Genomic DNA, 24,090 nt, shown 5'->3' with positions numbered 1-24,090 from the left:
GAATGGTCCAGGAGCGTCGAGACGCCCAACCAGTTCGTCCTGCTTGAGGCGTTCGCCTCATCCGCGGCGGGCGAGGCCCACGTGGGCTCCGAACACTTCAAGACCGCCATGGCGTGGATGCCCGAAGTGATCGCGGAGACACCGGAGATCATCAACGTCGAGGTGCCCGGCGAGGGCTGGTCGCGGATGGCGGAGCTGTCGCCGGCCTGACCTGCCGCTGTACGGCCCGGCGGCGCCGGCCGGGGAGCGCCCGGTCCGCCGGCGGGCGTCCCGTTCCCCTGGCCGCCGGAGGAGCGGTGCCGGGTCGCGAGGTCAGGGGCCGGTGAGGCGGCGGTCGCCGCGGGTGGTGACCACGAAGACCTGCCAGTTGTAGTAGGCGTAGTAGTTCCTGATGTCCCGCTTGATCTGGCGGGCGTGCAGCAGCACCGCGTCGACGTACGCCTGGGAGTGGTTGTAGGCGTACAGCGCGCGCCGGTAGTCGCGCGGCGCCCCCGAGGCGTGCAGGTAGTTGGCCGCGGCCAGCAGGGCGTCGCGGGTGTCCTGGATGTCACCGCCCATCCCGTAGGCGTCCCACGTTCCCGGCATGAACTGCATGGGGCCCTTGGCGCCCGTGTGGCTCGGCGACCGTACCCGGCCGAACTTGGTCTCGACGAACATCACCGCCGCCAGCACCTCCCACTCGACGCCGAAGCGGCGCGCGGCGTGCCGGAAGTGGCCGAGCAGGACATCGGCGGGCTCGGGCGGCTGGACGCGGAATTGCGCCGGCTTGCTGATGGGCCGGACGAGGGAGAGCAGGTTCCGGGCGGCCGTCACGTTGTCCTTCGCCTGCCCGGCCAGGGCCTTCGGCAGCCTGGCGTAGGTGCGGGAGGCGACCTGTGGGTTGCGGGCCAGGTAGCGGTAGATGCGCTGCTGGTGCAGGGCCAGCAGCACCACCGGCTCAGGGGGGTCTCCCTTGACGGGGTCGCCGTCGCGGATCCAGCCGTCGACGGCACGTCGCAGCTCCGCGACGGTGCCGGTCAGGGAACGGGCCAGCCGTGACGGGTCGGTGGGGATGGCCACGTCCGGAGCGGGCAGGGCGGGCGCCTGACCCGCGGGCGTCTGGGGTGCGGGCGTTCGGGGTGCGGACTCCTTCGCCTTCGCCGGTGGCGTCGCCGGACGCTCCGCGGCGGGCCGGGCCGCCGTCTGGCCGGGAGCGGCCGGTGAGGCGGCGCCCTGCGCGCCGGCGCAGCCGGAGACCGCGAGGGCCAGGGCGACGAGCGAGGCGGCCATCGGCCTCCCGCGCGACCGGCCCGCGCGCATGTCCGGTGGCCCGCCACCCGAGGTGTCCGGCCGCGCGGGCACCGCCCGCCCACCCGGCCGACGGCCATGCTCCTGCCCTGCGACTCCCGCGCGCTGATCGTTCATCGGCCCCAACGTACCCGAGCGACGACCTCCCAGGCCGTTTTCCCGGGTGACACGGCTTTCCTGGGCGACATGTTTCCCGGGTGGCATGGCTTTCCCGAGTGGGACGTTTCCCGGGTGGCACGGCTTTCCCGGGTGGGACGTTTCCCGGGTGACGCGGCGGTGAGGGACGGCCCGCCGTACCGGCGCCGGAACCCGGTCCGGGAACACATGCGCCATCCTGGACGGAAGGATCAGACCCACACCCCCTCTGCCGCAGGAGTCGCCGATGTCAGCCCGTCGGATCGTCCCCAACATCCAGTCGGAAGCCCTGGAGGAGAGCTCGGAGTTCTACGGCCTGCTCGGCCTGGAGGAGGTCATGAACCACGGCTGGATCATGACCCTCGCCTCTCCGTCCACGCCTGCGGCCCAGGTCAGCTTCATGATCAGCGACAGGACCGCATCCGTCATCCCGGACGTGAGCATCGAGGTGGACGATGTGGACGCGGCTTACGCGGCCATGCGCGAGCGTGGCGCCGAGATCGTGCACCCGCTGCGGGACGAGGAGTGGGGAGTCCGCCGGTTCTTCGTCCGCGACCCGAACGGCCGTGTGGTCAACGTTCTGGAGCATCGATGACCGCGGGGATCAGGCAGCGGTGTCGGCCGATGCGGGGCCCGGCCCTGCCGGCCGGGCAGGCACCGGTCGCCGCGCGACGCCCGATCCTCGACGCGCTCAGCCGGCACGGTGGCGACACCTAGTCCAGGGCGTCCCCTGCATGAAGGGTGCCGCGCTGACGCAGGTAGGCGGCGAGTTCGGCCGCGCCGGTCAGCATTGAGAGGCCGCGCGCGGACAGCCGGCGGCGCCAGTCGCCCAGGACGGACTCCAGGGGTGCCAGGCCTCCGGCTGTCCGCACCTGTGCGAGCAGCGGGGAGATCTGCTCCAGCAGATACCCTCCGCGTCTGAGCTGGTGGGCCAGCCGGGCGTCCCGTACGTCGGCAGGGGTGTAGACGCGGTAACCGGTCTGCGGGTCCCGCTGCGGACGGATCAATCCGGCCTGCTCCCATTTGCGGAGGGTCGCCGGCCGGATCCCCAGTTTCCGAGCCAGCGGCCCGATGAACGTGACGCCGGGCGGGGGAGGGTCGGGCGTTCCTGACTGCGCCAGGTCCCGGAGCGCCTTTTCCACGGCCGAGAGCGTCCGGCGGTCCTCGAGGAGCTGGAGATGGCTTCCATCGATCAGCTCCAGGGCGTCCTCGACCGCGCCCTGGTTCACCGCCCGCATGATCGACGTTGCCGTCTGGTGTCCGTGGGCCGGCACCAGGGCGGTGAACGCGCGAAGGGCCTGCGCGTGGAGGGGGGTGTAGGTCCGGTAGCCGTGGGGTGTGCGGTCCGCCGGCGGGAGGATGCCGGCTTCTTCGTAGTTCCGTACCGCCTGCGTCGACAGGCCGTGCTCACGTGCCAGGTCGACCGGCCGGAGTCGCTCACCGGACATGGGACCGCCTCATGACGTTGAAGGTTATTGCTCATTAGCCCAATAAAAACGGATAAAAGTTTACACTTGTGGTTCAACGATGTGGTCGAAGATGCTGCCAGTTTCATTGAAGCGGACAGGACTGCCATGGCTGCCGACTCATCGATCCAGGACACCGCTTTGGGCCTTCCCCGGCGGAAGCGCCGCCGGTACGCCTGAGGGCGGCCGACGACGCGCCGGAGCGCCGGAGCCTCCGGGGCCGCCACGCCGGCGGTAGGCGCCGCTACGGGTCCTTCGGGCGCGGGATAACCTGGCATGGTGGGCGTCACCACCGGTAGCTACACGTTGGGGCCTGAGTCCGGCAGGCTCCTCGTCAACACGGCCCGCAGCGGGCTGGGCGCGAAGGCCGGCCATGATCTCACCATCGAGGTCACCCGCTGGCATGGCGAGGCCACAGTCGACACCGCTGACCCGGCCGGCTCCTCGGTGGCCGTCGAGATCGACGCCGGGTCGTTCGAAGTCCGGGAAGGGACCGGTGGCGTCAAGCCCCTCACGGGCTCCGACCGCCAGGAGATCGAGAAAATCCTCCGAGAGAAGATCCTTCACACCGGGCGTAACCCAATGATCACGTTCCGGTCGACCCGGGTCGAGGGGACTGCGGAGTCGTTCCGCGTCGAGGGCGACCTCACCATCGTCGGCGTCACACAGCCCGTCGAGATACAGGGCTCGCTGGCCGGGAGCCGCGCACAGGGCTCGGCGACCATCGTGCAGACCCGATGGGGGATCCGGCCCTACTCGGCGCTGTTCGGCGCGCTCAAGGTCGGTGACGGAGTCGAGATACGGTTCGACGCCGACCTCACCCCGAAGCGGTGACCCCGGCCACGCGGGGTCCGGTCCGTGGGTGCTCCCGAGAAGGCGCGGACCGCGGCAATCCGAGGGCGGCCGTCCCTCGCCTTCCGTCGCTCGCCGCAACACCCGGATCGGCACGGATCGACATTGAGGGACCGGCACGGACCATGACCCTCTGGCCTCGACCAGGTCTCACGGGCCCGTAGGAACCTCGACAGATCTCGGCTCTGCGGGAACCTCGACCAGGTCCCTCGGCTCTGCAGGAACCTCGACCAGATCTCGGCTCTGCGGGAACCTCGACCAGATCTCGGCTCCATGGGAACGAGTGATCCGGCCCGGCGGCTCTCAGCGCGGACCCCGGGCTTCACGGCGTGCGCAGACCGTGCCGGGCCGGCCGCTGAACCATGTCTGAGCAGCATGGTTATTCATTCCGGTATCGATCGCGCCCCCTTGTCGATATTAGACACGACCTGGATCGACCTGGTCTGCTCTCACCGTTCGCCGAGAGCAAGGAGTCCCCCGTGTCGCACCGCCGTACCCCCACTTGCCCGCTGCGGCTTCGGGTGGAGTCGGCCGCCGCCGTCCGGACCGTGCTCGCGTGAATTCTCCCGGGCGGTCCGTGGCGTGCCGTCGCCCAGCGGGCGGGCCGTCCGACCGGCGAGTGATCGTGGTGGTCGTGGGGGTGCAGTCCGCCATCTCGCTCGGATTCTTCGCGGTGATGGCGCATCTGGTGGCCCATCTGCGGCACGATCTCGGCATGCTCGCCGGGACCATCACCCTGGTGCTCGGTGTGCGCATCGCGGTCCAGTACGCGCTGTTCCTGCCGGTGGGTGCGGTGACCGATCTGATCGGTGCGACGAGGGCGGGAGCGCTGGCCTGCACACTACGCGCGGTGGGATTCGTGCTGCTCGGGACCGCGGACGAGCTCGCCGGGCTGCTCGGTGCGGCCGTGCTGCTGGGAGTGGGCGGTGCGCTGTTCCATCCCACCGCCCAGTCCCTGCTGGCCGGGCTGGCGCCGGCTCGCCGCTCCCGCGGGTTCGCGGCCTACACGATCGCCGGGCAGGTGGCCGCGGTGGCCGGTCCGCCTGTCGGGCTGCTCCTGCTGACCGCCGGGTTCTGGGTGCTGTCGGCCGCGGCGGCGGCCGCGTGGGCGATCGCCGCCGTGCTGTTCACCCTGCTGAGGGAGGAGCGCCGCACCGCTCCCCGCGCGGACCCGCATCTCCGCGCGGACCCGCATCTCCGTACGGACCCGCATCTCCGTGCGGACCCGCATCTCCGTCCAGAACGCTGGGCCGGTGCCCGGCACGGCACACGGACGGTCGCCGAAGGAGTGGCGGCGGTGCTCCGCGATCGGAGGTTCGTACGCTTCGCCGTGGTCGCCGCGCCCAGCACGTTGCTCGCCGACCAGATCGTGACCGTCGTCCCGCTCAAGGACGTCGGGGCGGGCGCGACGACCCTGTTCTTCTCGGTGGTGGCGATGGTCGCGGCGGCGGTTCAGCCGTGGTGCGCGACGGGCGGACGGGGGGAACGCCCGTGGGTGCTGCGGAGCGGACTGCTCTGCGCGGGGGCCGGCTATCTGGTGCTGCTCGTGACGCCGTCGGGAGGCGGCGACGGTCAGACGGCCGGGTTGCTGGCGGCCGCCGTACTCAACGGGCTGGCCAAGGGGCTCATGCAGCCGGCGCTGTTCCAGACCGTCGCGCGGTGCGCGCCGGCCGATCGGTTCGGGGCCTATCTGGGGGTGCTCAGCTTCCTGTCCGGCATGTCCGCCTTCCTGGGAGGGGTCGCCGTAGGCCGGCTCCTCGACGCCGGGGGCTGTGGACCGGCGGTGGCGCTGGCCGCCCTGGGCCTGGTCGCGGTGCTGTCCGCCGCGGCCTGCGGTCCGCTCGACTCCCGGCGCGCCGGGAGCGGAGCCGGATGACGGCGGAGCCGGACCTCCGCGCCGTGCCCACCGGCGCTCCCTTATGACGCCCAGCCTTATGACGCCCAGCCTTATGACGCCCAGCCTTATGACGCCCAGCCCTATGACGCCCAGCCCACTGGCCTTCCCCTGCGAGGAGGAGCGTTCCGAGCCGGCGGTCGGAGGCGGCACCTCGCGCACGCGGGGCCTGCTCATGCCCTGACCTGCAGCACCGCCTCGTCGGGTTGTCACGCCACCTCCTTCTGTGCTAGCAATCATATTCTATGTTGGTCAACACAGGAGGTCGTTTTGCGCCTCGTCACCTACGCCTCGGCTGACGGCGACCGGGTCGGCGTCATCGACGGTGACCTGATCCACGCGTTGCCCAGGGGCACGACCCTGATCGAACTGCTCGGCCCCTCGCTGCGGCAGGCGGGCGAGCGAGCGCTCGCCGAGCCCGACGAGATCGTCGCGCTCGCCGACGTCACGCTGAGAGCCCCCATCCCCAGGCCGCCGTCCATACGGGACTGCCTGTGCTTCCTCGACCACATGCGCGGCTGCCTCAGAGCCTCCGGCGGCACGGGAACGCTGGAGGCGACCTGGTACCAGATCCCCGCCTTCTACTTCGCCAACCCCGCCACCGTCATCGGACCCCACGACGACGTGCCCATCTCCCCCGGCAGCGCCTGGTTCGACTTCGAGCTGGAGATCGGCGCGGTGATCGGCACCGCGGGCCGCGACCTGACCCCCGAGCAGGCGGTCGAGCACATCGCCGGCTACACCCTCCTCTGCGACTGGAGCGCCCGCGACCTGCAGGGTCTCGAGAGCCAGCTCAAGATCGGCCAGGCGAAGGGCAAGGACGGCGCGACCACGCTCGGGCCGTGGCTGGTCACACCCGACGAGCTGCCCTTCGGCCCGGACGGCGGGCTCGCGCTCCAGGTGCGGGCCGAGGTCAACGGCCGGCCGGTCGGCGAGGGCCGTACCGACGCCATGGACTGGTCCTTCGGCGAGGTCGTCTCCTACGCCTCCCGCGGCGTCGAGCTCCGGCCGGGAGACGTCTTCGGCTCGGGCACCGTGCCCGGCTGCTGCCTGATCGAACACCTCGACTTCGGCGACCTCGGCGCCTTCCGCGGCTGGCTCAAAGACGGCGACGTGGTGTCGCTGCGCGCCGAGGGGCTGGGCGAGGTGCGGCAGACCGTGCGGGCGAGCGCCGCCCCCCATCCGCTCGCCGCCAGGCCCGACCCCACCGCGAAGCCCCGCCGGCCCCGGGTCAACCCGGCCAAGCCCGCCCTGCCGTACACGAAGGGGCTGCACCAGGTCGCTGACGGCGTCTGGGCGTGGCTGCTGCCCGACGGCGGGTACGGCAGGAGCAACGCCGGCCTCGTCGCGGGCGAGGGCGCCTCCCTGCTGGTCGACACGCTCTACGACCTGCCGCTCACCGCCGAGATGCTGTCCGGCATGGAGCCGATCACCGATCGGCACCCGATCGGCCACGCCGTGCTCACCCACGCCAACGGCGACCACACCCACGGCGGCCAGCTGCTCGCCGGCTCGGTGCGCGTCGTCGCCGCCGAGGGGACGGCGCACGAGATGCACACCGAGATGGCGCCGGAGCTGACCACGGCCCTGCAGATCATGGACCTCGGGCCCACGCTCACGCCGTACCTGCGCGAACGCTTCGGACCCTTCGACTTCGGCGGCATCCGCCTGCGCACGCCCGACCAGACCTTCGACCGACGGCTCACCCTCGACGTGGGCGGGCGCGAGGTGCGTCTGCTCAACCTCGGGCCCGCCCACACCGAGGCTGACACGGTGGTGCACGTACCCGACGCCGGCGTGCTCTTCGCCGGCGACCTGCTGTTCATCGGCGGCACGCCGATCGTGTGGAGCGGGCCCATCGCCAACTGGATCGCCGCCTGCGACACGATGCTCGCCCTCGACGCCCCGACCGTGGTGCCGGGCCACGGCCCGGTGACGGACCCCGACGGGATCCGCGCCGTGCGCGGGTATCTCAGCCACGTCGTCGAGCAGGCCGACGCCGCCCATGCCAAGGGCATGGACTTCCAGGAGGCCGCGTTCGGGATCGACCTGGCCGAGTACGGCGACTGGCTGGACGCCGAACGGGTCGTGGTCAACGTCTACCGGCGCTACCGCGAGATCCACCCCGACCAGCCGGCACTCGACCAGCTCGCCCTGTTCGGCCTGATGGCCGAATGGGACAGCCGGCGACAGCCGTGAGCCCCGTGGGCCGCGGGCCGTACGGGCTCCCGCGAGCGACCGGCGCCGTCGCCGGCGTGCTCGGGCTTGACCCCCGCTCCACGTACTCCTCTGAACTGAACGCGCCACGTACTCCTCTGATCTGAACTGAAGAGGTCCACTGATGAGAATCCCGAACACCGCGCACACCTCCCGGCCCTGGCGGATCCATGAGCTCGCGCCTGACTTCCGGGTTGAGGACGTGTGGGCGCTGCCGACGCCTGGCGGTCCTGACGACCTTCCGCGGCTGGTGCGGCAGATGAGCTCCGGCGAGGGGCGCTTCTCCGGGGCCACCCGTGCGCTGTTCGCGCTCCGCTGGAAGCTCGGGGCGCTGCTCGGCTGGGACGGGCCCGGCTCCGGCATCGGCGCGCGGGTGCGGACGCTGCGCGACCGGTTGCCGGCGGATCTCCGCGACGCTCCCCCCGGGCCGGACTTCCGTGCGGTCCCGTTCAGCTCGGTCTACCTGACGGACGACGAGTGGGCGGCGGAGATGGCCAACCGGACCGTGCACACGGTGATGCACATCGGCTGGGTCCCGGACGGGGCCGGTGGCCACCGCGGCCAGATGGCCGTGCTGGTGAAGCCGAACGGCCTCTTCGGGAAGGTCTACATGGCCGCGATCAGGCCGTTCCGGCACCTCATCGTGGACCCGGCGCTGGTCCGAAAGATCGGATACGGCTGGCGGATGCGGGTCGGCGAGCGGGGCGCGGGATGACCGGATCCAACGGCCACCGCGCTCAGGACGCTGACCGCTGAGCGCCGGCCCGACCACCACCGCTATCCGCGACGGCGGGCGGAAGGTGCCGTGACCGGCCACACCTGGAGCCGGTCCGGCCCGGACGCCCGCCGACGATCCGATATCCGATATCCGACACACCATCGAGAAACGCCAAGGAGCGCATCATGAAGGTAGGAATGGTAGCAAGCCACTATCCGCACGCCTCTCACCGCGAGGAGTTCATCTCACGCGTCCACCAGGTCGCCGAGGTCTTCCGGGGGACAGCGGGATGCCTTTCAGCCGACTGCTGGGTGTCGGCCGACGCGGTGATCTCCATCGTGCAATGGGAGTCCGAGGACGCGTTCGCCGCGTCGTTCGCCGCCATAACGGCGGCAGGACTGGACCTCGCCTATGACGAGCGCGAATCACGCCCTCGCGAGATTCTTCGACTCGTGGCGGCCTGACCCCGGCAGAGCTTTTGAGTTCGCCCGTACGGCCTCGGTGGGCGAGAGTACGGTGAAGCCCAGCCGCGGCGGCCGACCTGCCTTGGTCGCGGCTGAACCGGCGATCGAGACGCGCCCGGAGCTCTTGTACGGCACGGCCACGATCGAAGGTCGCCCCGCGGCGCCCCACGTACGCCCGCGCGGCGATCTCAGCCCCTGCCCGGCTGCTACGGGGTCACCGGGCGCGATCCGCTGGACGTGCTGAACGAGGAGTTCGACCAGGAGCGCCCGGAGCTGACGGCGGCGTTGACCTGCTGCGACATGACCACCAGCCTGGACGGACACCTCCTCGACGTCGACGTCCGCCTGCTGGAGATCCACTCTCGGTACGGCCCCGAACACCTGGTCAGCCGCTCGATCGCCAACGCGACCCCGTGCGTCACCTCGGCCGTGCGCGCCGACCAGGCCGCGTCGGAGCAGAGGCGCGGCCTGGTCGGACGGCATACCGACCTCATAGCATCGGACGACATGACGACCTCCTCGGGCTGTTACACCTGCGATCAGGAAGCGCAGTTCGACGCGCTGCCGCCACGGGAGAGGATCGCGTTCGACGATCACTGGCGTGTCGCCCACGCGATCGGTACGGCGCTGCCGGGGTGGCTGGTGCTGGTCCCCCGGCGTCATGTCACGACCGTCGCGCACCTGAGCGATGCCGAGGCGTCCACGCTGGGTCTGTGGCAGGTCCGCCTGTCGCGGGCGCTGCGGGAGGTGACCGGCTGCGTGAAGACCTACGTGGTGCAGTTCGCCGAATTGGAAGGCTTCAACCACGTGCACTTCCATGTCGTGCCACGCATGCGTGACCTGCCGGAGGACCTCCGCGGTCCCCGGGTGTTCGGGCTCATGGGGCGCACCGGGGCCGACGGCGTCCAGGCCGATCAGATGGACGAGATGGCCGTCACGCTCGGCCGGCTCCTCTAGTAGCCGCGGCTCTCGGCCGCCTGGCGGATCTTCGCGCTGCCGTACTCCCCACGCCGCAGGCATCCCGGACACGGGCAGGGGAACCTGCCGTGGGCGTCGGGCATGTATCGCCAGCCGGTGACCCGGTTGACCCCCCGGACTCGGTGGATCTCCTTGGCGCCGATCGCCCGGGGGACGAAGACCTCATATCCGCGGGCGTCCTCGCATCCGGCGATCAGGGCTGCGGCCTCGGCGCTGGGAAGTTCCTGATGGGCCCGTCCATAGCGGCCCACGGACACGGGCTCGTCGTCGGGCAGCCGGAAGTCGACGGCGACCATCGTGCGTCGTCCGCCGCGCCGCAGCTCCCGGCCCCACTGGTGGGTGAGCTGGTAGGAGGGCAGGATCGGCAGGCAGAACACCCCGGCCGTCCCCGTGTGGTCGCGGCTGCGGGCGCGGACGCCGGCCCGCCGTATCGAGCGGACGTCGTCGGCCGAGGTGAGGTGCGTGAACAGGGTCATCGGGCGTGTTCCCCGGATATCGTCTCCACCATGATCGGCACCTTACGGGCGCCAACAGGGCACAGCCACAGGTTTTGGCTCTGGTGCAGAGCCCGTCGGAAGCGGTGCGGTGGCCACCGCAGCGGGTCAGCTCACCCCGCCCATGATGGCCTTGCCCTCTCGTGCCGCCGCCGCGTAGAACGGTCCGAGGTCCTCGAACCCCTCATAAGCGCCGTCTGCCGCGTCCCGGCGGGCGGCGCCGAACCCCCATCCCTCGCCCATCAGGCCTTGCGCGACGGCCGCCACCTGGCCGGGATCGAGGACGAAGGCCGGACCATAGTCGAACTCATACCCCTCCACGTCGTTCTCGCCGTCCTCGCCGGTCGCCGCCGCGAGCCAGGGATAGCACTCCTTCCACTGCGCACTCTCATGCTCGGCCTTGGCTCTGCCCTCCGCGATGGCGTTGAGGGTTCGGTAGTCATCTCCGAACATGTCGGTTTCCGGCTGGAAGCCGACGGGCGCCTGCCCGTTGTCGAAGAAGATCTCTCCGATCAGATCAGGGTCCGCCTGTACGGACTCCAGCAGCTCGACATCGATCTTCGCGAGGTTCAACCACATCGACATGATCATGAATGGTAGCCGTGCCGGTCGAGGCCGAGATACGCCTGGCGGAGACCTGCTCCCGGTACGGTCCCGAGCGTCTGGTCAGCCGGTCGCCGACCGATTCTCGGACGCCAAACCCTCATACGGCTGGACAGGCCGTGACCGCCCGACGACAACGCGCAGGTTGAAGATCAAGTTAATCGGCGCCCGCGCGGTCCGACGGGTGATCAGGAGGCGCTGTGAAGCTCCGCGGACTGTTCCTTGATGGTCTCGGTGATCCAGGAGCGGTAGTGGGTCACGTCGGTCCAGATGCCGACTCCCGGCTCACCCTTGGGGTTGGTGGAGCAGCCGGCGCCGCCGTCCATGCGGTCCTCCACGTCGTCGCCATCGCGCGAGGTGGCTCCGATCAGCTCCCACCGGCCGCCCACCCTGCGGATCTGCGGACCTCCGGAGTCGCCGTTGCACGCGCTGGCCGCACGCCCGCGGCGCTCGCCGGTGCACAGCTCGCTGCCGCGGTGGAGGGAGGTGCACCGGTTGTCGGGCACGCGTACGGTGTCGAGCTCCTGCAACCGCCGGGGGCCGTTCTTGCAGGTCGGATTGTTCCTGTCCTCGCATGCCATGCCCCAGCCGATGACGCGGCTCGGCTCGCCCACCCGGCCGGGGTCGTCGGCGATGCGGATGGGATCGAGGTCTACCTGCCGGTCCAGCTGGACCAGCAGGATGTCGTTCTCGAACTTCCCGCCCCGGCCGGGTCCGTCGTGGCCGGGATAGGTGATGACACGCTTCACACCGGTGAGGGCTCCGCCCTCGTCGCGGTCGAGAGAGCCGACCCGCACCTGCGTCCTGCCGGGCTTCATGAGTCCCTTGCAGTGGGCGGCGGTGACGACCCAGTCCGGGGCGACGAGGGAACCGCCGCAGTGGTGGCCGGGCAGTCCTCGCAGCCGGAAGGAGGCCATGAACGAGTAGGGCTCCGCCGCGGCACTCCCACCGATGATGGAGGGATGGCCTGCGCCCGCTGAGCGGGCTGAGGCCGCCTCGTGGACGGTGGCCGCGGCGGCCGTTGTGGCGGTGATCAGTGCGAGCCCGGTGGCCATGAGGGCGGCGAGCACCGCTGATCGTCTGGCAGTTGCCCTGAACACAGATCTCCCATCAGTTGAGGGGTGCGGCTGGGGAGACACCTCGAACGTTCCGTGATTCGATCACGGTTCTTGGGCGGCGAGCTCAACCGGTGGCAGCCGCACTGGCCCAGCTCACCCACCGGTCCGCACCGCGGACTTCCGACAGCGGCGAGTCGGGGGATTTCCCGGTGATCGGGCCAGAAGCACCCACCGGCTCGGCACGCAGCCACCCAAGGCTACCTGCGGCCTGACGTCGATGAGCCAGGCCGATCGGGACCACGTGCACCGCGCTGACCTGGTGCATCATCGGCGAAGATGTCGCCCGCGGCCTCCCGCCGCCGAGGCCGGCCGCCGGCGGGAGGCCGCCTCGCCGATGATCACAGGGCGCTTGGAGCCGGTCTCGCCTCGGGCGACCGGTGGCGAGCAATGGTTCATGGAGCCGGCCTCAGCCGCCGGCCCGGTGTCAGTCGCGCAACCGCCGTCAGCACGTCACGTCCGAGCCGGAGCCCAGCCCATGGAGCGGAAACCCTCGCGGGATCGCGGCGCGGAGCACGGACAAGATCCCGCACAACGCCTTGACGCCTTGACGCCTTGACGCCTTACGGCCGTCGGTCCGCCTGCGCCCGGGATGGCGGTAGCGGCGTCCGACCGTCGGGAGCGACGGATCGACCCGTCGCCAGAGCCCATCGGAATCCCTGAGAGAGCACACGCCGAGCCCCAGGTCGCCGGTGCCAAAGGGCAGGTGGCGGTGGCCTCCCTGACTTTCGCCGAATGGACCGAATAAGAAGAATCCAGGGCAAATGTGATCCCAATGTCATAAAGATCCGCCATCGTGGAGGGGTGCGGACGTGGCTCAGTGATCAAGTTAGGAAACGGCTGGGCACGTTCGGCCTGATCGCGCCCTCCATCGCGCAGTGCGCCGTGGGTGCCGCGCTGGCCTGGATCGTCGCCGTTCATCTGCTCGGTCACGCCCACCCACTCTTCGCGCCCATCTCCGTGATGATCTGCGTGGGTGTGGGGCTCGGACAGCGGCTGCGCAGGGTGGCCGAGCTGGTGATCGGCGTCAGTCTGGGCGTGGGCATCGGTGACCTGCTGGTGTCCTGGATCGGCTCGGGCCCCTGGCAGATGGCGCTCGTGATCGCGCTGGCCATGACCATCGCGGGCCTGCTGAACAGCGGTGAGCTGTTCGTGTCGCAGGTCGGGTCATCCGCGGTGCTGGTCGCCATGCTGGTGCCGGGCGAGGACGTCGGCGGGCTGGACCGGATGGCCGACGCGCTCACCGGCGGCGTCATCGGCATCATCGCGGTCGCCTTGCTGCCCGCCAGCCCGCTCACCATCGTGGGCAAGCAGCTGTCCGGCGTGCTCGACGCCCTCTCCACCGTGCTGGAACAGGCGGCGGAGGCGATCGAGAAGCGCGACGTGGACCTGGCCGCCGAGGCCCTGGAATGCGGACGCAAGACCCAGACGGCGGTCGAGGAGTTCGAGGCGGCGCTGGAGAACGGCAAGGAGATCATCATGATCTCACCGCTGCGCTGGCATCACCGGGCCAGACTGACCAGGTACGAGACCGCCGCCGTACCGGTGGACCTGGCGCTGCGCAACGCGCGGGTGCTGGTCCGCCGCACGCTCGCGGCGCTGGGCGAGGCCAGCCCGCCACCGGCCGCGCTGGCCGAGTCGCTGCGCGAGGTCTCGGAGGCGGCACTGCTGCTCCAGCTCGAACTGGGGGCAGGACGCGAACCGATGCTGGCCAGACAGGCGTTGCTCGCCGTCGCCGCGCGGGAGCGGCCCAGAAACCTGGGCTTCTCCGCGAACGTCACCATCGCGCAGCTGCGCTCCATCGCCGTCGATCTGCTGGAGGCGACCGGCATGGACCACGACGCGGCCTCGGCCGCGCTGACCCCGCTGAACGAGCCGAGCGACGAGAGCACGCGCGGCTGAGGCCGAACAGCCCGAAGACTCACCGGCTCGGCGGCTCGGCGCGCTGGTCAGTAGATCTGCTGCATCCAGCCCACGGCATCGCCGGCGATCTTGAATGAGCGGCGGGACAGCTCCAACGCCTCCTCCCCGGACCCCACCTCGATCAGCGCGGACCCGCCCGCCATCCCCTCCGCCTCGGCGAAGGGGCCGTCGGTCACCGTGAGCGCGCCACCGGCGGACCTGAGCAGGCTGCCTCCTACCACCGGCGGACTTGAGCAGGCTGTCTCCCGCCACCGGCGGACTTGAGCAGGCTGTCTCCCAACTCCATCCCGCCGATGGCCGGCGGCACCCCGGCCTGTGCCGGCTCCTGGATGAACGTGCCCATCTCGATCCGGAGCGTCTCGTCCGCCTTCTGCTCGCTCACGCTCGTCACGAGAGCTCGCATGCCGTACTCCTAATCCTTTTCCGGCGGCCCTGGCCTTCCTGCATTCCCTGTCACATCGCTTGGACGACGTGTAGGCAGAGCCACGAAAGGGACCGGGAACATGACCAGCACGATGACCCGCAGCTCCGCCTCCACGCGCACGCTGCTCACCGCTGCGACGGTGGCCATGCCCGTCTGGACCGTGGTCGCTCTTGCGCAGGCGTTCACCCGTGAGGGCTTCGACCTGGTCCGCCACCCGTTCAGCCAGCTCGCCACCGGCTCGCTCGGGTGGATCCAGATCACCAACTTCCTGATCGTCGGCTCGTTGCTCATCGCCGGCTCCTTCGGGTTCCGCAGGGCCCTGTACGGCGAGCCCGGCGGCACCTGGGTGCCGCGCCTGACGCTGGCCGCCGGCATCGGAATGATCGGGGCGGGTGTCTTCGTCATGGATCCTGCCGACGGCTTCCCCGTGGGCACGCCCGCCGGGCCGCCGGCGGCGATGAGCTGGCACAGCATCATGCACATGGTGACGGGGTCGGTGACGTTCATCGCCCTCGCCGCGGCCTGCTTCGTCCTCGGCCGGTACTTCACCCGCACCGGCGTCCGCGGCATGGCCGTCGCCTCCCGCCTGGCCGGTGTGGCCCTGATCGTGGGTGACGGCTGGGCGATCACCGGCGGGCACGCCGGCTCGGTGACACTCGCCACGGGGGTCATGATCGCGATGGCCTGGGTCTCCCTGGTCGCGGCCCGCTTCCGCAAGTCCGCCTGAATCACACCACTCCATCCCTCTGAACCACACACCACTTCATTCCTGAGGAGAAACCCATGAGGAAGATCGTTTCCGGGCTGTTCGTCTCGCTGGACGGCGTCGTGGAGTCGCCCGAGACGTGGCACTTCCCCTACATGAACGAGGAGATGGGCGCAGCGGTCATGGCGATCCAGGCCGAGGCGGACACGCTCCTGCTGGGCCGGGCCACCTACGAGTCCTTCGCCGAGGTCTGGCCCCACCGGACCGGCGAGATGGCCGACCAGCTGAACAACATCCCCAAGCTGGTCGCCTCCACCACCCTGCAGAAGGCGGAGTGGAACAACTCCACCTTGATCAGCGGAGATGTGATCGACGAGCTGAGGAGGACGAAGGAACGGCCGGGCAAGAACATCAGCATCACCGGCAGCATCACGCTGACCAGGACGCTGCTGCGTGCGGGCCTCATCGACGAGCTCCACCTGATGGTCCACCCGATCGTGCTCGGCGCCGGAACCCGGCTGTTCGACGAGAGCACCGGCCGCCTGCCGCTCAAACTGGTCGATTCGACCACCTTCAAGTCCGGTGTCCTGAACCTCCACTACCAGCCCGCCTAAGAGGTCCCCGGACTTCCGTTACTAACCCGCCCAAGGGGTCCCCGGGCCTCCGTCACCAGCCCGTCTAAGAGGTCCCTGGATCCCGTTATCAGCCCGCCCAAGGAGCCCCGGACCTCGTTACCAGCCCGCCCAAGGAGCCCTTGGACCTTCGTCACCAGCCCGCCCAAGGAGCCAGAGATGACCAAGCCCGCCACCGTCACCGACTACGCCGCAGCCCTCGACCCGGTCCTGCGCGAGATCGCCGAGAAGCTGCAGACCATCGTCGACACCGTGCTTCCTCAGGCGGGCGCGGTCTGGCACGGGCACCCGGTCTGGAGTCTCGGCCCGGCCCCGGGCAAGACCCCGGTGGCCTACTTCAAGGCCTACTCCTCCTACGTGCTACGTGACGTTCGACTTGTGGCGAGGCCAGGAGATCTCCGACCCCTCCGGCCGCTTGGAGCCGGCCGCCAGGCAGATGGCCGCCGTCAGGCTCCGCACCCTGGCCGACATCGACCCCGACCTGTTCACCACGTGGTTGCGCCTGGCCCGTGACCTGGAAAACTGACCGAGGCCCCCGAGCCCCGTCCCGGAGCATCTGGGGCGGGGCTTCCCCTTGTCGGCAGCCAGAACCCGTCTCTCACCGGGGCCCTTCTGCCGACCGCGTCCTTCGGCCGTTCCCTCCTCCGTTCCCTCCTCCGCGTCCTCCTCCTTGTGTCGGCGGCCCTTGTCGCCGGGCCGGTGTCTGGCCGTTCGTGGTGAAATATGCCGGATGGAGCGCTTGAGGCAGTTGGTGGGCGAGATGCTGATCTACTGTTTTGTGGTCGTCCTGCTGACCGGCGGCTTCCTGACCTTCTTCTACGTGCCCAGCGGCCAGACGGTGGCCTACAGCGGCTCCTACGAGCCCCTCCGGGGCACTCCCATGAGCGCCGCCTACAACTCGCTCCTGAACCTCAGCTTCGACGTGCGCGGCGGCCTGCTCATCCGGCAACTGCACCACACCTCCTCGGTCCTGCTCGCTCTGGGAACGGTCCTCTGGGCCCTGCTCGGACGGTTCCGATACGCCCTCGCGGCGCTGGGCCTGGGTGTGCTGACCGGCCTCTCCGGCTACGGAGCCGCCGACGACCTGCTGTCCGGGACCATCCTCGGGAAACTGCCCATCCCCATGTGGTACGGCCTGCACCTACTGGTGGCGCTGGCCATGGGCGCCGTGTTGGTGATCTCCTCACGGAGGGAGGCCGCCAGGCAGCCCAGAACGCCGGGCTTCATAGCCCTGAGCATCGGCCTCACCCTTCTGATGATCTTCTACCTCTGATCGCCCCCCGCTGATGTGAGGACGGGCCTCCGTCCGCCCGCTCCGCAGCCTGGGCCGGCTCCTCGTGGAGGATCCAATGGTCACCAGGGTGAGTGCGGACGTCGGCCACGGTCACCGATGCCATGGGCCCGACGGAGGAAGTCCTGCGGCGGCGATCGCCCCGGCTCCATACGGCTCTTCGCCACCGCCGGCGATCGTCACAACCCAGCGATGCACCGCCGTAGAAAAGCCAGCGACCTGAGCAAACCACCTCAAGCTCAGTTCACGTACGGTTAGCGATCACTGTCCTACAACTGCGTCCAGTGGCCCTCGGCCCGCTGCCGGCGCAGCCGGGTCAGCTCTTCCCGCTCGGAGTCAGTCAGCTCACCGTTGGCGTCCTGTGCACGGGCCAGGCGGTCCAACTGCATCCAGTCGGCCGTGCGCGCCGTACAGGCCGGCCTGAGCACGGGAGTGACATCACGCCGGGCTGGCGTGGGCGGCCAGGATGCGCCAGCCGTGCTCGTCGGTGTGGACCCAGGTGCGGGTGTAGCGCAGCCGCGAGACGAACGGCGTGCCCGCGAACGTGCCCTCCAGCACGCCCAGGAAGCAGGTGACGCCGGTGGTGCCGGCGACGACCACGGTGAGGTCCTCCTGGACGAGCTTGGTCATGACCTGCCTGCGCGAGCGGTGGTTGTCGAGATCGAGCTGCTTGGCCCGCGGGTGGCACGCGCCGTCCGGCGGCCCGGTGAAGACGAGTCGCTCGTCGAGTAGCCGGTCGAGCTCCTCGACGTCTCCGGCGAGCATCGCTGCCTGCAGACGGCGTTCGGCCTCGTACAGCTCATCGGTGAGGGTGTGCTCGGCCACGGGATCGCCTTCCAGGATGAGGAACCACTTGAGGACGTGTGGGCAAAGGTGCCTCGGGTCGCCGTGCAGCCCATCGGCGTGAGCTTGTTCGCCCGATGTACGGGCTGGCGGCGTTGTCGAGGAAATGCCGCAGCCGCAGCCGCATCGACCGATCCATGGCCAGCGAGCCGACCTCGTCCCGCGGCACCCACCGCACCTCGCGGGACTCGTCGCTCGGCGTCGGCTCGCCGGCTGTCGCGCGGCCGGTCAGCACAATGAAGAACTTTTGACGGGCCTCGCCGTTGGAGGTGTAGAGGATGACGTGCCGGGGGTCGGTGTAGGTGCCGACGAGACCGGTGATCTCGCACCGGATTCCGGTCTTCTCCAGTGTCTCGCGGATGGCCGCATCCGGCAGTGGCTCGCCCAGGTCGATCGCGCCGCCCGGCACGGCCCAGTTGTCATTGTCCGACCGACGGATCATCAGGATCTCGCCCGTCTCGTTGGTGACCACGACGTTCACGGATGGCACCAGGCCGTTGGGTGCGGAGGCGTTCGGGTCGTCGTGGAAATCGATACGGCGGGCCACGATCAGGGCCCTGCGGGAGTGGCGCCGGCCCAGACGTTTTCGAAACTCTCCATATAGGTCGAGACCATGTCTCCACCCAGCACCTTACGCAGGTGCATGACCGGAGCATCGGCGGCAAACTTGCCGTAGACATGGGTGTTGACGAGAAGCTGATCGTCTCCGCGGTAGATGGAGTTGTACAGGATCGTGTGGTGCAGCCGGATCTCGATGCCGTCGATCTGCCTCAGCGGGCGGTAGAGCGTCAGAGCCATCCGGGTCTGCGCGGCCATGCCCTCACCGACGCCTCCGTCAGCCCCACGCTGGGCGGCCTCAAGCGCGTCCGGGTCACCGAGCAGGATGCGCACCCGTATACCAGCCTTGGCCTTCTCTGTGAACGTCCGCATGATGCCGGTGTCCTGAGCGATGAAGATGCCGCTGTAAACCAGCACACCGATCTCTCGTTCGGCTTGTGTGAACAGACGTCCCCAGGCGTCCCTGGGGACGGCCCAGCGATGCGGGTAGACGGTGACGATCTCGCTCTCGGACGCGGCGGCCACCTGCTGAGGCGTCAGCGCCTCGGGCCACAGGTATCTCTCGTCCATTTCCAGGAACGAAGCCACTGCGTAACGGTGCTTTCGGTACGGCGTGCGGTCCTTGGTGATCCACCGCTCCACCGTTTTCGGGTCGACCGCAATCGCCTCGGCCAGTTCGGCCACCGATGTCCCGCGTTCGAGAAGGGCCGCGCGCAGTCGCTCGTTCGCCATTCCACCCGCCCAGAGGGGACGTCCAGGGACGTGGCAATCGTAGACCGGACGTCCTGAACATGTCCCATCCTGTAGTGATCACGTCCTGACTCCTTGTCGCACTCTCGGTATCGCGAGGCACCACCGGCAGCGACCGAGAGGAGAGTCGACAGTGATCAACCACATCAAGCCGATCGACGAGACCCCCGCCTGCGAGTGCGGCGCGGCCCTGGAGCAGGGGCGGCTCCTCTGCCGCAAGTGCCGAGCCGGGGACCGCTGGGTGCGCCGTCAGGCGGCCCAGCGCAGGACAACCACGAGGAACGAGCAGTCCCGGCGTCCGGCCAACCGTCCGCGCGGCATCGCCGAGGCGGGGGTGAGCTGGACGTGACCGCGATCCCCCTGATCATCGGTCTCATGCTCGGCGCGACCGTACTCGTCGGCTATGTGCTCGTCCTGGTCGGGATGCGCCAGGAGGACCGGCGGATGCGCCTGGCCGACGTCCCTCCCAGCCGCGTGGCGGGCCTGGCCCGGCGAGTCACCGGCTGCCACATCATCGTGGAGCGTGCCCGGCCGCAGGCGACGAAGCGGTGAACCAACTCGGGGGAGACCCACGAGTCCCGCGGCCTCAAGCACCGGGCGCACAAGGAGACACGAGAGATTCCGATTCCGCCCGTTCTCGCGGCCATCTTTCGCGAGCACATTGAGACCTACGGCACGGCGAAGGACGGCAGGCTGTTCCGCACGGCCAATGACGGGTTCTACTCCAGTTCGGCACACTCCTACGTCTGGCAGGGGGGCGCGAAAGTACGTCTGGCAGGGGGCGCGAAAGCTCGCCCTGACTCCGGCTCAGGTGGAGTCGTCGTTGGCCGCTCGACCGTACGACCTGCGCCACGCGGCCGTGTCGCTCTGGCTGAACGTAGGCGTGCCGGCCACCGAGGCGGCCAAGCGTGCCGGCCACAGTGTGGACGTTCTTCTCCGGGCTTACGCCAAATGCATGGACGGCCAGCAGGACCTCATCAACGGAAAGATCGACAACGCTCTCGACGACGAATAGATCGGTTGATGACCCAAGCCGCGGCGTTGCCGGGGCTTTTGTCTTTCCGCACGAGAAAAGCAGGGTGAGCGGACTCCGTCCTTCCTCGACTGTCGCCGTCCGTCGAAAGGAAGGGCTGGCCGAGAAGTGGGTGGACCGTCGCGAGATGCGATCTTAAGATTCGGATCTTGTGACCTATGACATCTATTTCGGGCGTCCTCGCGCGGATGGAGCCGAGCTTGAATCGGTGCCGGTAGACCTTGAGGAGGCTGATGACGAGCCTCGTCCGGTCCACCTCACCGCGGAGCAGAGAGCCATATGGGACCGGATCGTCCATCGTGCCGTCGAAGAGCTCGGACATGTGGAGACCGAGGAGTACATGTCAGGTCCTGTCTTGCGGTACGAGGGGCCTCGCGGCGTTTTCCAGCTCGACTATTCCGGGGACTCCGCCTATATGGAGATCCCTTACTGGTATTTGAGGGACGAGGCTCTCGCTGTTCTGGCCGCCGCCTACCACCTCGGTCGCATCCTCGAAGAGGAGAGTGGCCTGGAGGGGGAGGACCTTCAGCTCGGCCGGCGCATCACGGCGGGAGATCCTCGCCCGGCTGCCGTCCAGATGGGGGCCATCACCCAGTGGACACGCGAGGGCTTGGGGCTGACGCCGGGGCCGGTGGCGGAAGCAGGTCCATGATCGTCCCGCACATGTCCCGCAGGTGCTGACCTACGGCTGCCTACGGCGGCACTCGGCAGCATGTGGTCGCCAAGAGAGGACGCCCTGAACCCCAGGTCAGAGGCTCAACGGCTGGTCAGAAGAGTGCCCCCGGCATGATTCGAACATGCGACACCCGCTTTAGGAGAGCGGTGGCCGTACGACTGGCTTATATGGTGTGAGCTGCGTGAACGCCTTACGCAGCTCACACTGTCAGCAAGATCATCCCGCACATGTCCCGCACTTGTCGGACGGGTCACTGCGCTGACACCGCCGAACGGTGAGTGCCACTCCGATGACCGGCGCGCCGTGATCCTTTTCCGGCCGAGGGGGCGTGGCAGCTCGCCGAGGTATGCAGCTGGCCGCACGGAGGAGAGGGGCGTGGAACCCGAATCCACGTGGAGGATCGGTTCAGAGACGGCGATTGACGTGCCGAGCATAGGGTTGCCCCCATGGTCATATACATGAACCGGGCGCGACGCATCTGATCTCATAGAGTTCTATCGCCCCGTCAATCTGTTAACCCTCTTTTGGTACTCCACTCCATCGGTGAGATCGACTGGATGTCGTCTGAAGAATTTTCCTGCAGATCAGGGGCATATCGACGATCTCGGGGACGCATGCGCAACCGCACACCAGCCGACCTTAGGTTGCGCACCTGCAGTGCTCAGAGGGCGCAGGGCTGTCGTCCCCTCTACAGTCCTGCTCATGGCACAGCAGCGAGAGATGCGAGCGGAGGCGGGTAACGCCCGCCGGCTGATCACACGGACGGAGATCGCGGAGTGGGCCAAGGTGGCGCGTCCTGCCGTCACGAACTGGGAGAGGCGGCACGCGGATTTCCCTAAGCCCGTGTCGGCGGGGGAAGCGGAATACTTCCAGCTCCAGAGCGTGCTCACCTGGCTGGACGCGCGCCGCGTCCCGGCTAACAGATTGATCGGCGATGAGCCCCCCGGCACCACCTACGGCGACCGGGTCCGCCGCAGACTGCCCGACAACGAGCGCTGCCCCCTGCGGTCGGGGATTCGCCCAGCGAAGGATACGTACGACGGCTGCACGAGCTGCTGGCGCTGGCGGACGCGGTCAGAGGCTCCGCCGCCATGGCGGACTACCTGGCTCTGCTGCTCACGCTCAATTTCCTGCGTGTGGCCGAGCGGGAGCGCTGGACGAAGCTGCACGAACTGGCCATGCGCATCGGCGGCGCGAAGCAGGCCAAAGAACTGCTCCAGTGCATCGGGCACGCAGCCGACGAGGCGCTGCGCCGACGTGGCGTGCCTCCAGGGCTGCAGAACTCCTTGGTGCGGCTGGCCCCACACGCTGTCCAGGAACTCAGGCAGGTCGTCCGCCTCTCTGCCGGCCTCGGGCGCGAGACGTACGAGCAGTTCCTCGGCAGGTACGAGGAACTGCTCGCGCTGCGCAGCGGCGAGTTCTTCACGCCTCCCGCGTTGACCAGACTCATGGCCGGCCTCGTCGTCTCCGGCGCCACCGGGATCAAGCGCATCTACGACCCGTACGTCCGCGGGGGCGAACTGCTGGTCGCGACCGCCGTCGCCGCGGGCGGGAACACGGACGTGTGTGGCGAGAGCCCGCGCCTGGAGACCCTCCGGTACGCCGCGATGAACCTGGCCCTGTGCGGCGCCAATGCGAGCCTGGAAGTCGGCACGTCCACTCCGTGGGAGGCGCGCGGGAACCGGCTGGCGGTTCGGGCGGACGTGATCGTCACGAACCCGCCGTTCAACACAGGCTCGACGGCGCAGGAGAGGGCCCAGACGACCTGGCCGTACGGCGCGCCGCCAGCGGGGAACGACAACTTCGCCTGGCTGCAGCACGTCCTGCAATCGCTGGAAGACGGCGGCAGGGCAGCCGTGATTATGCCGCAGAGCGCTGGGACGTCCGCCAACCAGGCCGAGCGGGACATCCGCCGCAACATGGTGGACGCCGGCGTGGTCGAGTGCGTGATCGCCCTGCCTGGCCGACTGTTCGCCGCCACGGACGTGCCCGTGTCCGTGTGGTTGCTGCGCCGGCCGGGCACTTCCGGCACGCCGGTGCTCTTCATCGACGCACGAGAGCGGGCAGCGAAGTTCCGCAACCACCGGACCCTGTCGCCGGACGACCTGAACGCCATCGTGACCACGTACCAGCGGTGGCGTGACGGCCAGGCGCCGGGCGGTGAGCACGAGGCGAACGACGGCCTCGGCAGAGTGGTTTCGCCCGGCGACATCCACGCCCGCGACTTCTCGCTCAACCCCGCCGACTATCTGGCGAACGAGCCGCCGGACGGTGCGGCCGGGCTGAGCGCCGTCGCCGTCGCGTTCGAGCGGCTGACGCAGGCGCAGGCGCGGGCGAACGAGGCGGGCCAGGTGGCCGGCGCGCACGCGGCGGCGCTCGCCCGAGGGGCGGGGGGCTTGTCCTCACTCCCGGACGGCTGGACCAGCACGACACTGGCAAAGGTGTGTGAGATCCAGGCGGGTCCCTCATACTCGCGGCTGCGCGACGAGCGACGCTCGCCGGACGGCGCCATCCCCATGGTGCGGCCCAGACACCTGCGGGAGGGCTGCATCACCGACTCCGGCCAGGAGGAGATCTCGGCCGAATTCGCCGCGGCGTACGAGCGCTACCTGCTCAAACCCGGCGACATCGTCTGCATCCGGTCCGGCGCGCTGGCCCCTCCTGCACTGGTGCGCGACAAGCACCGCGGCTGGCTGCCGCACCACAACCTGTTCCGCCTGCGGGCGCACCAGCCGGAGGTCTTCGATCCGCTCTATCTGCTTGGCTTCCTGTCACAGCCGTATGTACTCGACTGGGTGTACGACCGCTCGGCCTCCGCGGGAGCGCGCTCTATCAGCACCCGCTCGTTCGGGGAGCTACCGGTGGTGCTGCCTCCGATGCCCCTTCAGCGGCGTGTCGCCACCCTGCTCCACGATCTCGACCTGCAGATCTCGCTCCACCGGCGACTGGTCACGGCCGCCACGGACGCCCGCGCCCTGCTGACTAAGGGCCTCATGAGCGGGGCGCTCACTCTCAACCCGGCATGACCTAT

At 69.4% G+C, this 24,090-nt stretch carries 28 protein-coding genes and 1 pseudogene; 19 read left to right on the top strand and 10 right to left on the bottom strand.

Features of this window, described 5'->3' with window-relative positions; all coding sequences use genetic code 11:
• Positions 1–210 (top strand): putative quinol monooxygenase (locus ACWDS7_RS02415; RefSeq protein ID WP_451927758.1); only part of this gene is annotated, 210 nt, incomplete at its 5' end.
• Between the two features lie 102 nt (positions 211–312).
• On the opposite strand, the gene ACWDS7_RS02410 is transcribed toward ACWDS7_RS02415, so the two are convergent.
• Positions 313–1,269, bottom strand: a complete 957-nt coding sequence (locus tag ACWDS7_RS02410) for a transglycosylase SLT domain-containing protein (protein WP_451927757.1) — start codon at positions 1,267–1,269, stop codon at positions 313–315.
• A gap of 400 nt (positions 1,270–1,669) precedes the next feature.
• Between ACWDS7_RS02410 and ACWDS7_RS02405 the strand changes: the two genes are divergently transcribed.
• Together ACWDS7_RS02405 and ACWDS7_RS02400 are read left to right on the top strand one after the other, a co-directional pair.
• A complete protein-coding gene (locus ACWDS7_RS02405; protein WP_451927756.1) occupies positions 1,670–2,017 on the top strand; it encodes a VOC family protein in 348 nt (115 codons plus the stop codon).
• Positions 2,014–2,139 (top strand): hypothetical protein, encoded by a 126-nt coding sequence (locus ACWDS7_RS02400; RefSeq protein ID WP_451927755.1) that lies wholly within the window; start codon positions 2,014–2,016, stop codon positions 2,137–2,139. Before ACWDS7_RS02405 ends, ACWDS7_RS02400 begins: the two co-directional genes overlap by 4 nt.
• On the opposite strand, the gene ACWDS7_RS02395 is transcribed toward ACWDS7_RS02400, so the two are convergent.
• Entirely contained in the window at positions 2,136–2,870 is a 735-nt protein-coding gene (locus ACWDS7_RS02395; RefSeq protein ID WP_451927754.1) for a TioE family transcriptional regulator, read from the bottom strand. The two genes, ACWDS7_RS02400 and ACWDS7_RS02395, sit on opposite strands and share 4 nt — an antisense overlap.
• A gap of 294 nt (positions 2,871–3,164) precedes the next feature.
• Here ACWDS7_RS02395 and ACWDS7_RS02390 point away from each other — a divergent pair, with 294 nt between their 5' ends.
• From ACWDS7_RS02390 to ACWDS7_RS02365, 6 genes are all read left to right on the top strand, one after another.
• Positions 3,165–3,722, top strand: a complete 558-nt coding sequence (locus ACWDS7_RS02390; RefSeq protein WP_451927753.1) for a YceI family protein — start codon at positions 3,165–3,167, stop codon at positions 3,720–3,722.
• 652 nt (positions 3,723–4,374) lie between these two features.
• On the top strand, positions 4,375–5,616 hold the full coding sequence (locus ACWDS7_RS02385) for an MFS transporter (RefSeq protein WP_451927752.1): 1,242 nt from the start codon (positions 4,375–4,377) through the stop codon (positions 5,614–5,616).
• Between the two features lie 288 nt (positions 5,617–5,904).
• Complete coding sequence (locus ACWDS7_RS02380) at positions 5,905–7,833, top strand: fumarylacetoacetate hydrolase family protein (protein WP_451927751.1); 1,929 nt, start codon at positions 5,905–5,907, stop codon at positions 7,831–7,833.
• Between the two features lie 142 nt (positions 7,834–7,975).
• On the top strand, positions 7,976–8,566 hold the full coding sequence (locus tag ACWDS7_RS02375) for a DUF2867 domain-containing protein (protein ID WP_451927750.1): 591 nt from the start codon (positions 7,976–7,978) through the stop codon (positions 8,564–8,566).
• A 188-nt stretch (positions 8,567–8,754) separates the two neighbouring features.
• Entirely contained in the window at positions 8,755–9,033 is a 279-nt protein-coding gene (locus ACWDS7_RS02370) for an antibiotic biosynthesis monooxygenase (RefSeq protein ID WP_451927749.1), read from the top strand.
• 237 nt (positions 9,034–9,270) lie between these two features.
• The gene (locus ACWDS7_RS02365) at positions 9,271–9,990 is read left to right on the top strand and encodes an HIT family protein (protein WP_451927748.1); all 720 of its coding nucleotides are present in this window, start codon (positions 9,271–9,273) and stop codon (positions 9,988–9,990) included.
• On the opposite strand, the gene ACWDS7_RS02360 is transcribed toward ACWDS7_RS02365, so the two are convergent.
• From ACWDS7_RS02360 to ACWDS7_RS02350, 3 genes are all read right to left on the bottom strand, one after another.
• Entirely contained in the window at positions 9,987–10,487 is a 501-nt protein-coding gene (locus ACWDS7_RS02360) for a hypothetical protein (protein WP_451927747.1), read from the bottom strand. The genes ACWDS7_RS02365 and ACWDS7_RS02360 overlap by 4 nt on opposite strands.
• 126 nt (positions 10,488–10,613) lie before the next feature.
• A complete protein-coding gene (locus ACWDS7_RS02355; protein ID WP_451927746.1) occupies positions 10,614–11,096 on the bottom strand; it encodes a hypothetical protein in 483 nt (160 codons plus the stop codon).
• A gap of 200 nt (positions 11,097–11,296) precedes the next feature.
• On the bottom strand, positions 11,297–12,208 hold the full coding sequence (locus ACWDS7_RS02350; RefSeq protein ID WP_451927745.1) for a S1 family peptidase: 912 nt from the start codon (positions 12,206–12,208) through the stop codon (positions 11,297–11,299).
• A gap of 819 nt (positions 12,209–13,027) precedes the next feature.
• Here ACWDS7_RS02350 and ACWDS7_RS02345 point away from each other — a divergent pair.
• Positions 13,028–14,125, top strand: a complete 1,098-nt coding sequence (locus ACWDS7_RS02345; protein ID WP_451927744.1) for an FUSC family protein — start codon at positions 13,028–13,030, stop codon at positions 14,123–14,125.
• A 47-nt stretch (positions 14,126–14,172) separates the two neighbouring features.
• Here ACWDS7_RS02345 and ACWDS7_RS02340 read toward each other — a convergent pair whose 3' ends face one another.
• Complete coding sequence (locus ACWDS7_RS02340; RefSeq protein ID WP_451927743.1) at positions 14,173–14,367, bottom strand: YciI family protein; 195 nt, start codon at positions 14,365–14,367, stop codon at positions 14,173–14,175.
• Positions 14,361–14,549, bottom strand: a complete 189-nt coding sequence (locus ACWDS7_RS02335) for a hypothetical protein (RefSeq protein ID WP_451927742.1) — start codon at positions 14,547–14,549, stop codon at positions 14,361–14,363. Before ACWDS7_RS02335 ends, ACWDS7_RS02340 begins: the two co-directional genes overlap by 7 nt.
• A 100-nt stretch (positions 14,550–14,649) precedes the next feature.
• Here ACWDS7_RS02335 and ACWDS7_RS02330 point away from each other — a divergent pair, with 100 nt between their 5' ends.
• From ACWDS7_RS02330 to ACWDS7_RS02315, 4 genes are all read left to right on the top strand, one after another.
• The gene (locus tag ACWDS7_RS02330; protein ID WP_451927741.1) at positions 14,650–15,297 is read left to right on the top strand and encodes a DUF998 domain-containing protein; all 648 of its coding nucleotides are present in this window, start codon (positions 14,650–14,652) and stop codon (positions 15,295–15,297) included.
• A 56-nt stretch (positions 15,298–15,353) separates the two neighbouring features.
• Complete coding sequence (locus ACWDS7_RS02325) at positions 15,354–15,890, top strand: dihydrofolate reductase family protein (RefSeq protein WP_451927740.1); 537 nt, start codon at positions 15,354–15,356, stop codon at positions 15,888–15,890.
• Positions 15,891–16,272: 382 nt separating this feature from the next.
• Positions 16,273–16,434, top strand: coding sequence for a hypothetical protein (locus ACWDS7_RS02320; RefSeq protein WP_451927739.1), 162 nt, complete (start codon positions 16,273–16,275; stop codon positions 16,432–16,434).
• Positions 16,435–16,638: 204 nt separating this feature from the next.
• The gene (locus ACWDS7_RS02315) at positions 16,639–17,181 is read left to right on the top strand and encodes a hypothetical protein (RefSeq protein ID WP_451927738.1); all 543 of its coding nucleotides are present in this window, start codon (positions 16,639–16,641) and stop codon (positions 17,179–17,181) included.
• 456 nt (positions 17,182–17,637) lie between these two features.
• Here the strand turns inward: ACWDS7_RS02315 and ACWDS7_RS02310 are convergent, their stop codons facing one another.
• The 3 genes and pseudogenes from ACWDS7_RS02310 to ACWDS7_RS02300 all read right to left on the bottom strand — a co-directional run bounded on the left by ACWDS7_RS02310 (position 17,638) and on the right by ACWDS7_RS02300 (position 19,332).
• A complete protein-coding gene (locus tag ACWDS7_RS02310) occupies positions 17,638–18,024 on the bottom strand; it encodes a nuclear transport factor 2 family protein (protein WP_451927737.1) in 387 nt (128 codons plus the stop codon).
• A gap of 91 nt (positions 18,025–18,115) precedes the next feature.
• Positions 18,116–18,589 (bottom strand): annotated as a pseudogene (locus ACWDS7_RS02305) (NUDIX hydrolase); the annotation flags it as partial.
• A gap of 2 nt (positions 18,590–18,591) precedes the next feature.
• Complete coding sequence (locus tag ACWDS7_RS02300; protein ID WP_451927736.1) at positions 18,592–19,332, bottom strand: helix-turn-helix domain-containing protein; 741 nt, start codon at positions 19,330–19,332, stop codon at positions 18,592–18,594.
• Positions 19,333–19,483: 151 nt separating this feature from the next.
• Between ACWDS7_RS02300 and ACWDS7_RS02295 the strand changes: the two genes are divergently transcribed.
• From ACWDS7_RS02295 to ACWDS7_RS02275, 5 genes are all read left to right on the top strand, one after another.
• Positions 19,484–19,699 carry a hypothetical protein gene (locus tag ACWDS7_RS02295; protein WP_451927735.1) on the top strand — a complete coding sequence of 72 codons (216 nt, stop codon included), beginning with the start codon at positions 19,484–19,486 and terminating at the stop codon, positions 19,697–19,699.
• Entirely contained in the window at positions 19,696–19,902 is a 207-nt protein-coding gene (locus ACWDS7_RS02290; RefSeq protein ID WP_451927734.1) for a hypothetical protein, read from the top strand. Before ACWDS7_RS02295 ends, ACWDS7_RS02290 begins: the two co-directional genes overlap by 4 nt.
• 271 nt (positions 19,903–20,173) lie before the next feature.
• Complete coding sequence (locus ACWDS7_RS02285) at positions 20,174–20,365, top strand: hypothetical protein (protein WP_451927733.1); 192 nt, start codon at positions 20,174–20,176, stop codon at positions 20,363–20,365.
• Positions 20,366–20,534: 169 nt separating this feature from the next.
• The gene (locus ACWDS7_RS02280; RefSeq protein WP_451927732.1) at positions 20,535–21,035 is read left to right on the top strand and encodes a hypothetical protein; all 501 of its coding nucleotides are present in this window, start codon (positions 20,535–20,537) and stop codon (positions 21,033–21,035) included.
• A 1,115-nt stretch (positions 21,036–22,150) separates the two neighbouring features.
• Positions 22,151–24,085: an N-6 DNA methylase gene (locus ACWDS7_RS02275; RefSeq protein WP_451927731.1), complete on the top strand. Its 1,935-nt coding sequence runs from the start codon at positions 22,151–22,153 to the stop codon at positions 24,083–24,085.
• Positions 24,086–24,090: the final 5 nt, after the last annotated feature.

The sequence above is a fragment of the Streptosporangium sp. NPDC003464 genome (genome assembly GCF_053588315.1).
The sequence above is the reverse complement of the archived record's forward strand: the minus strand, read 5'-3'. Positions and strand labels throughout refer to the sequence as shown.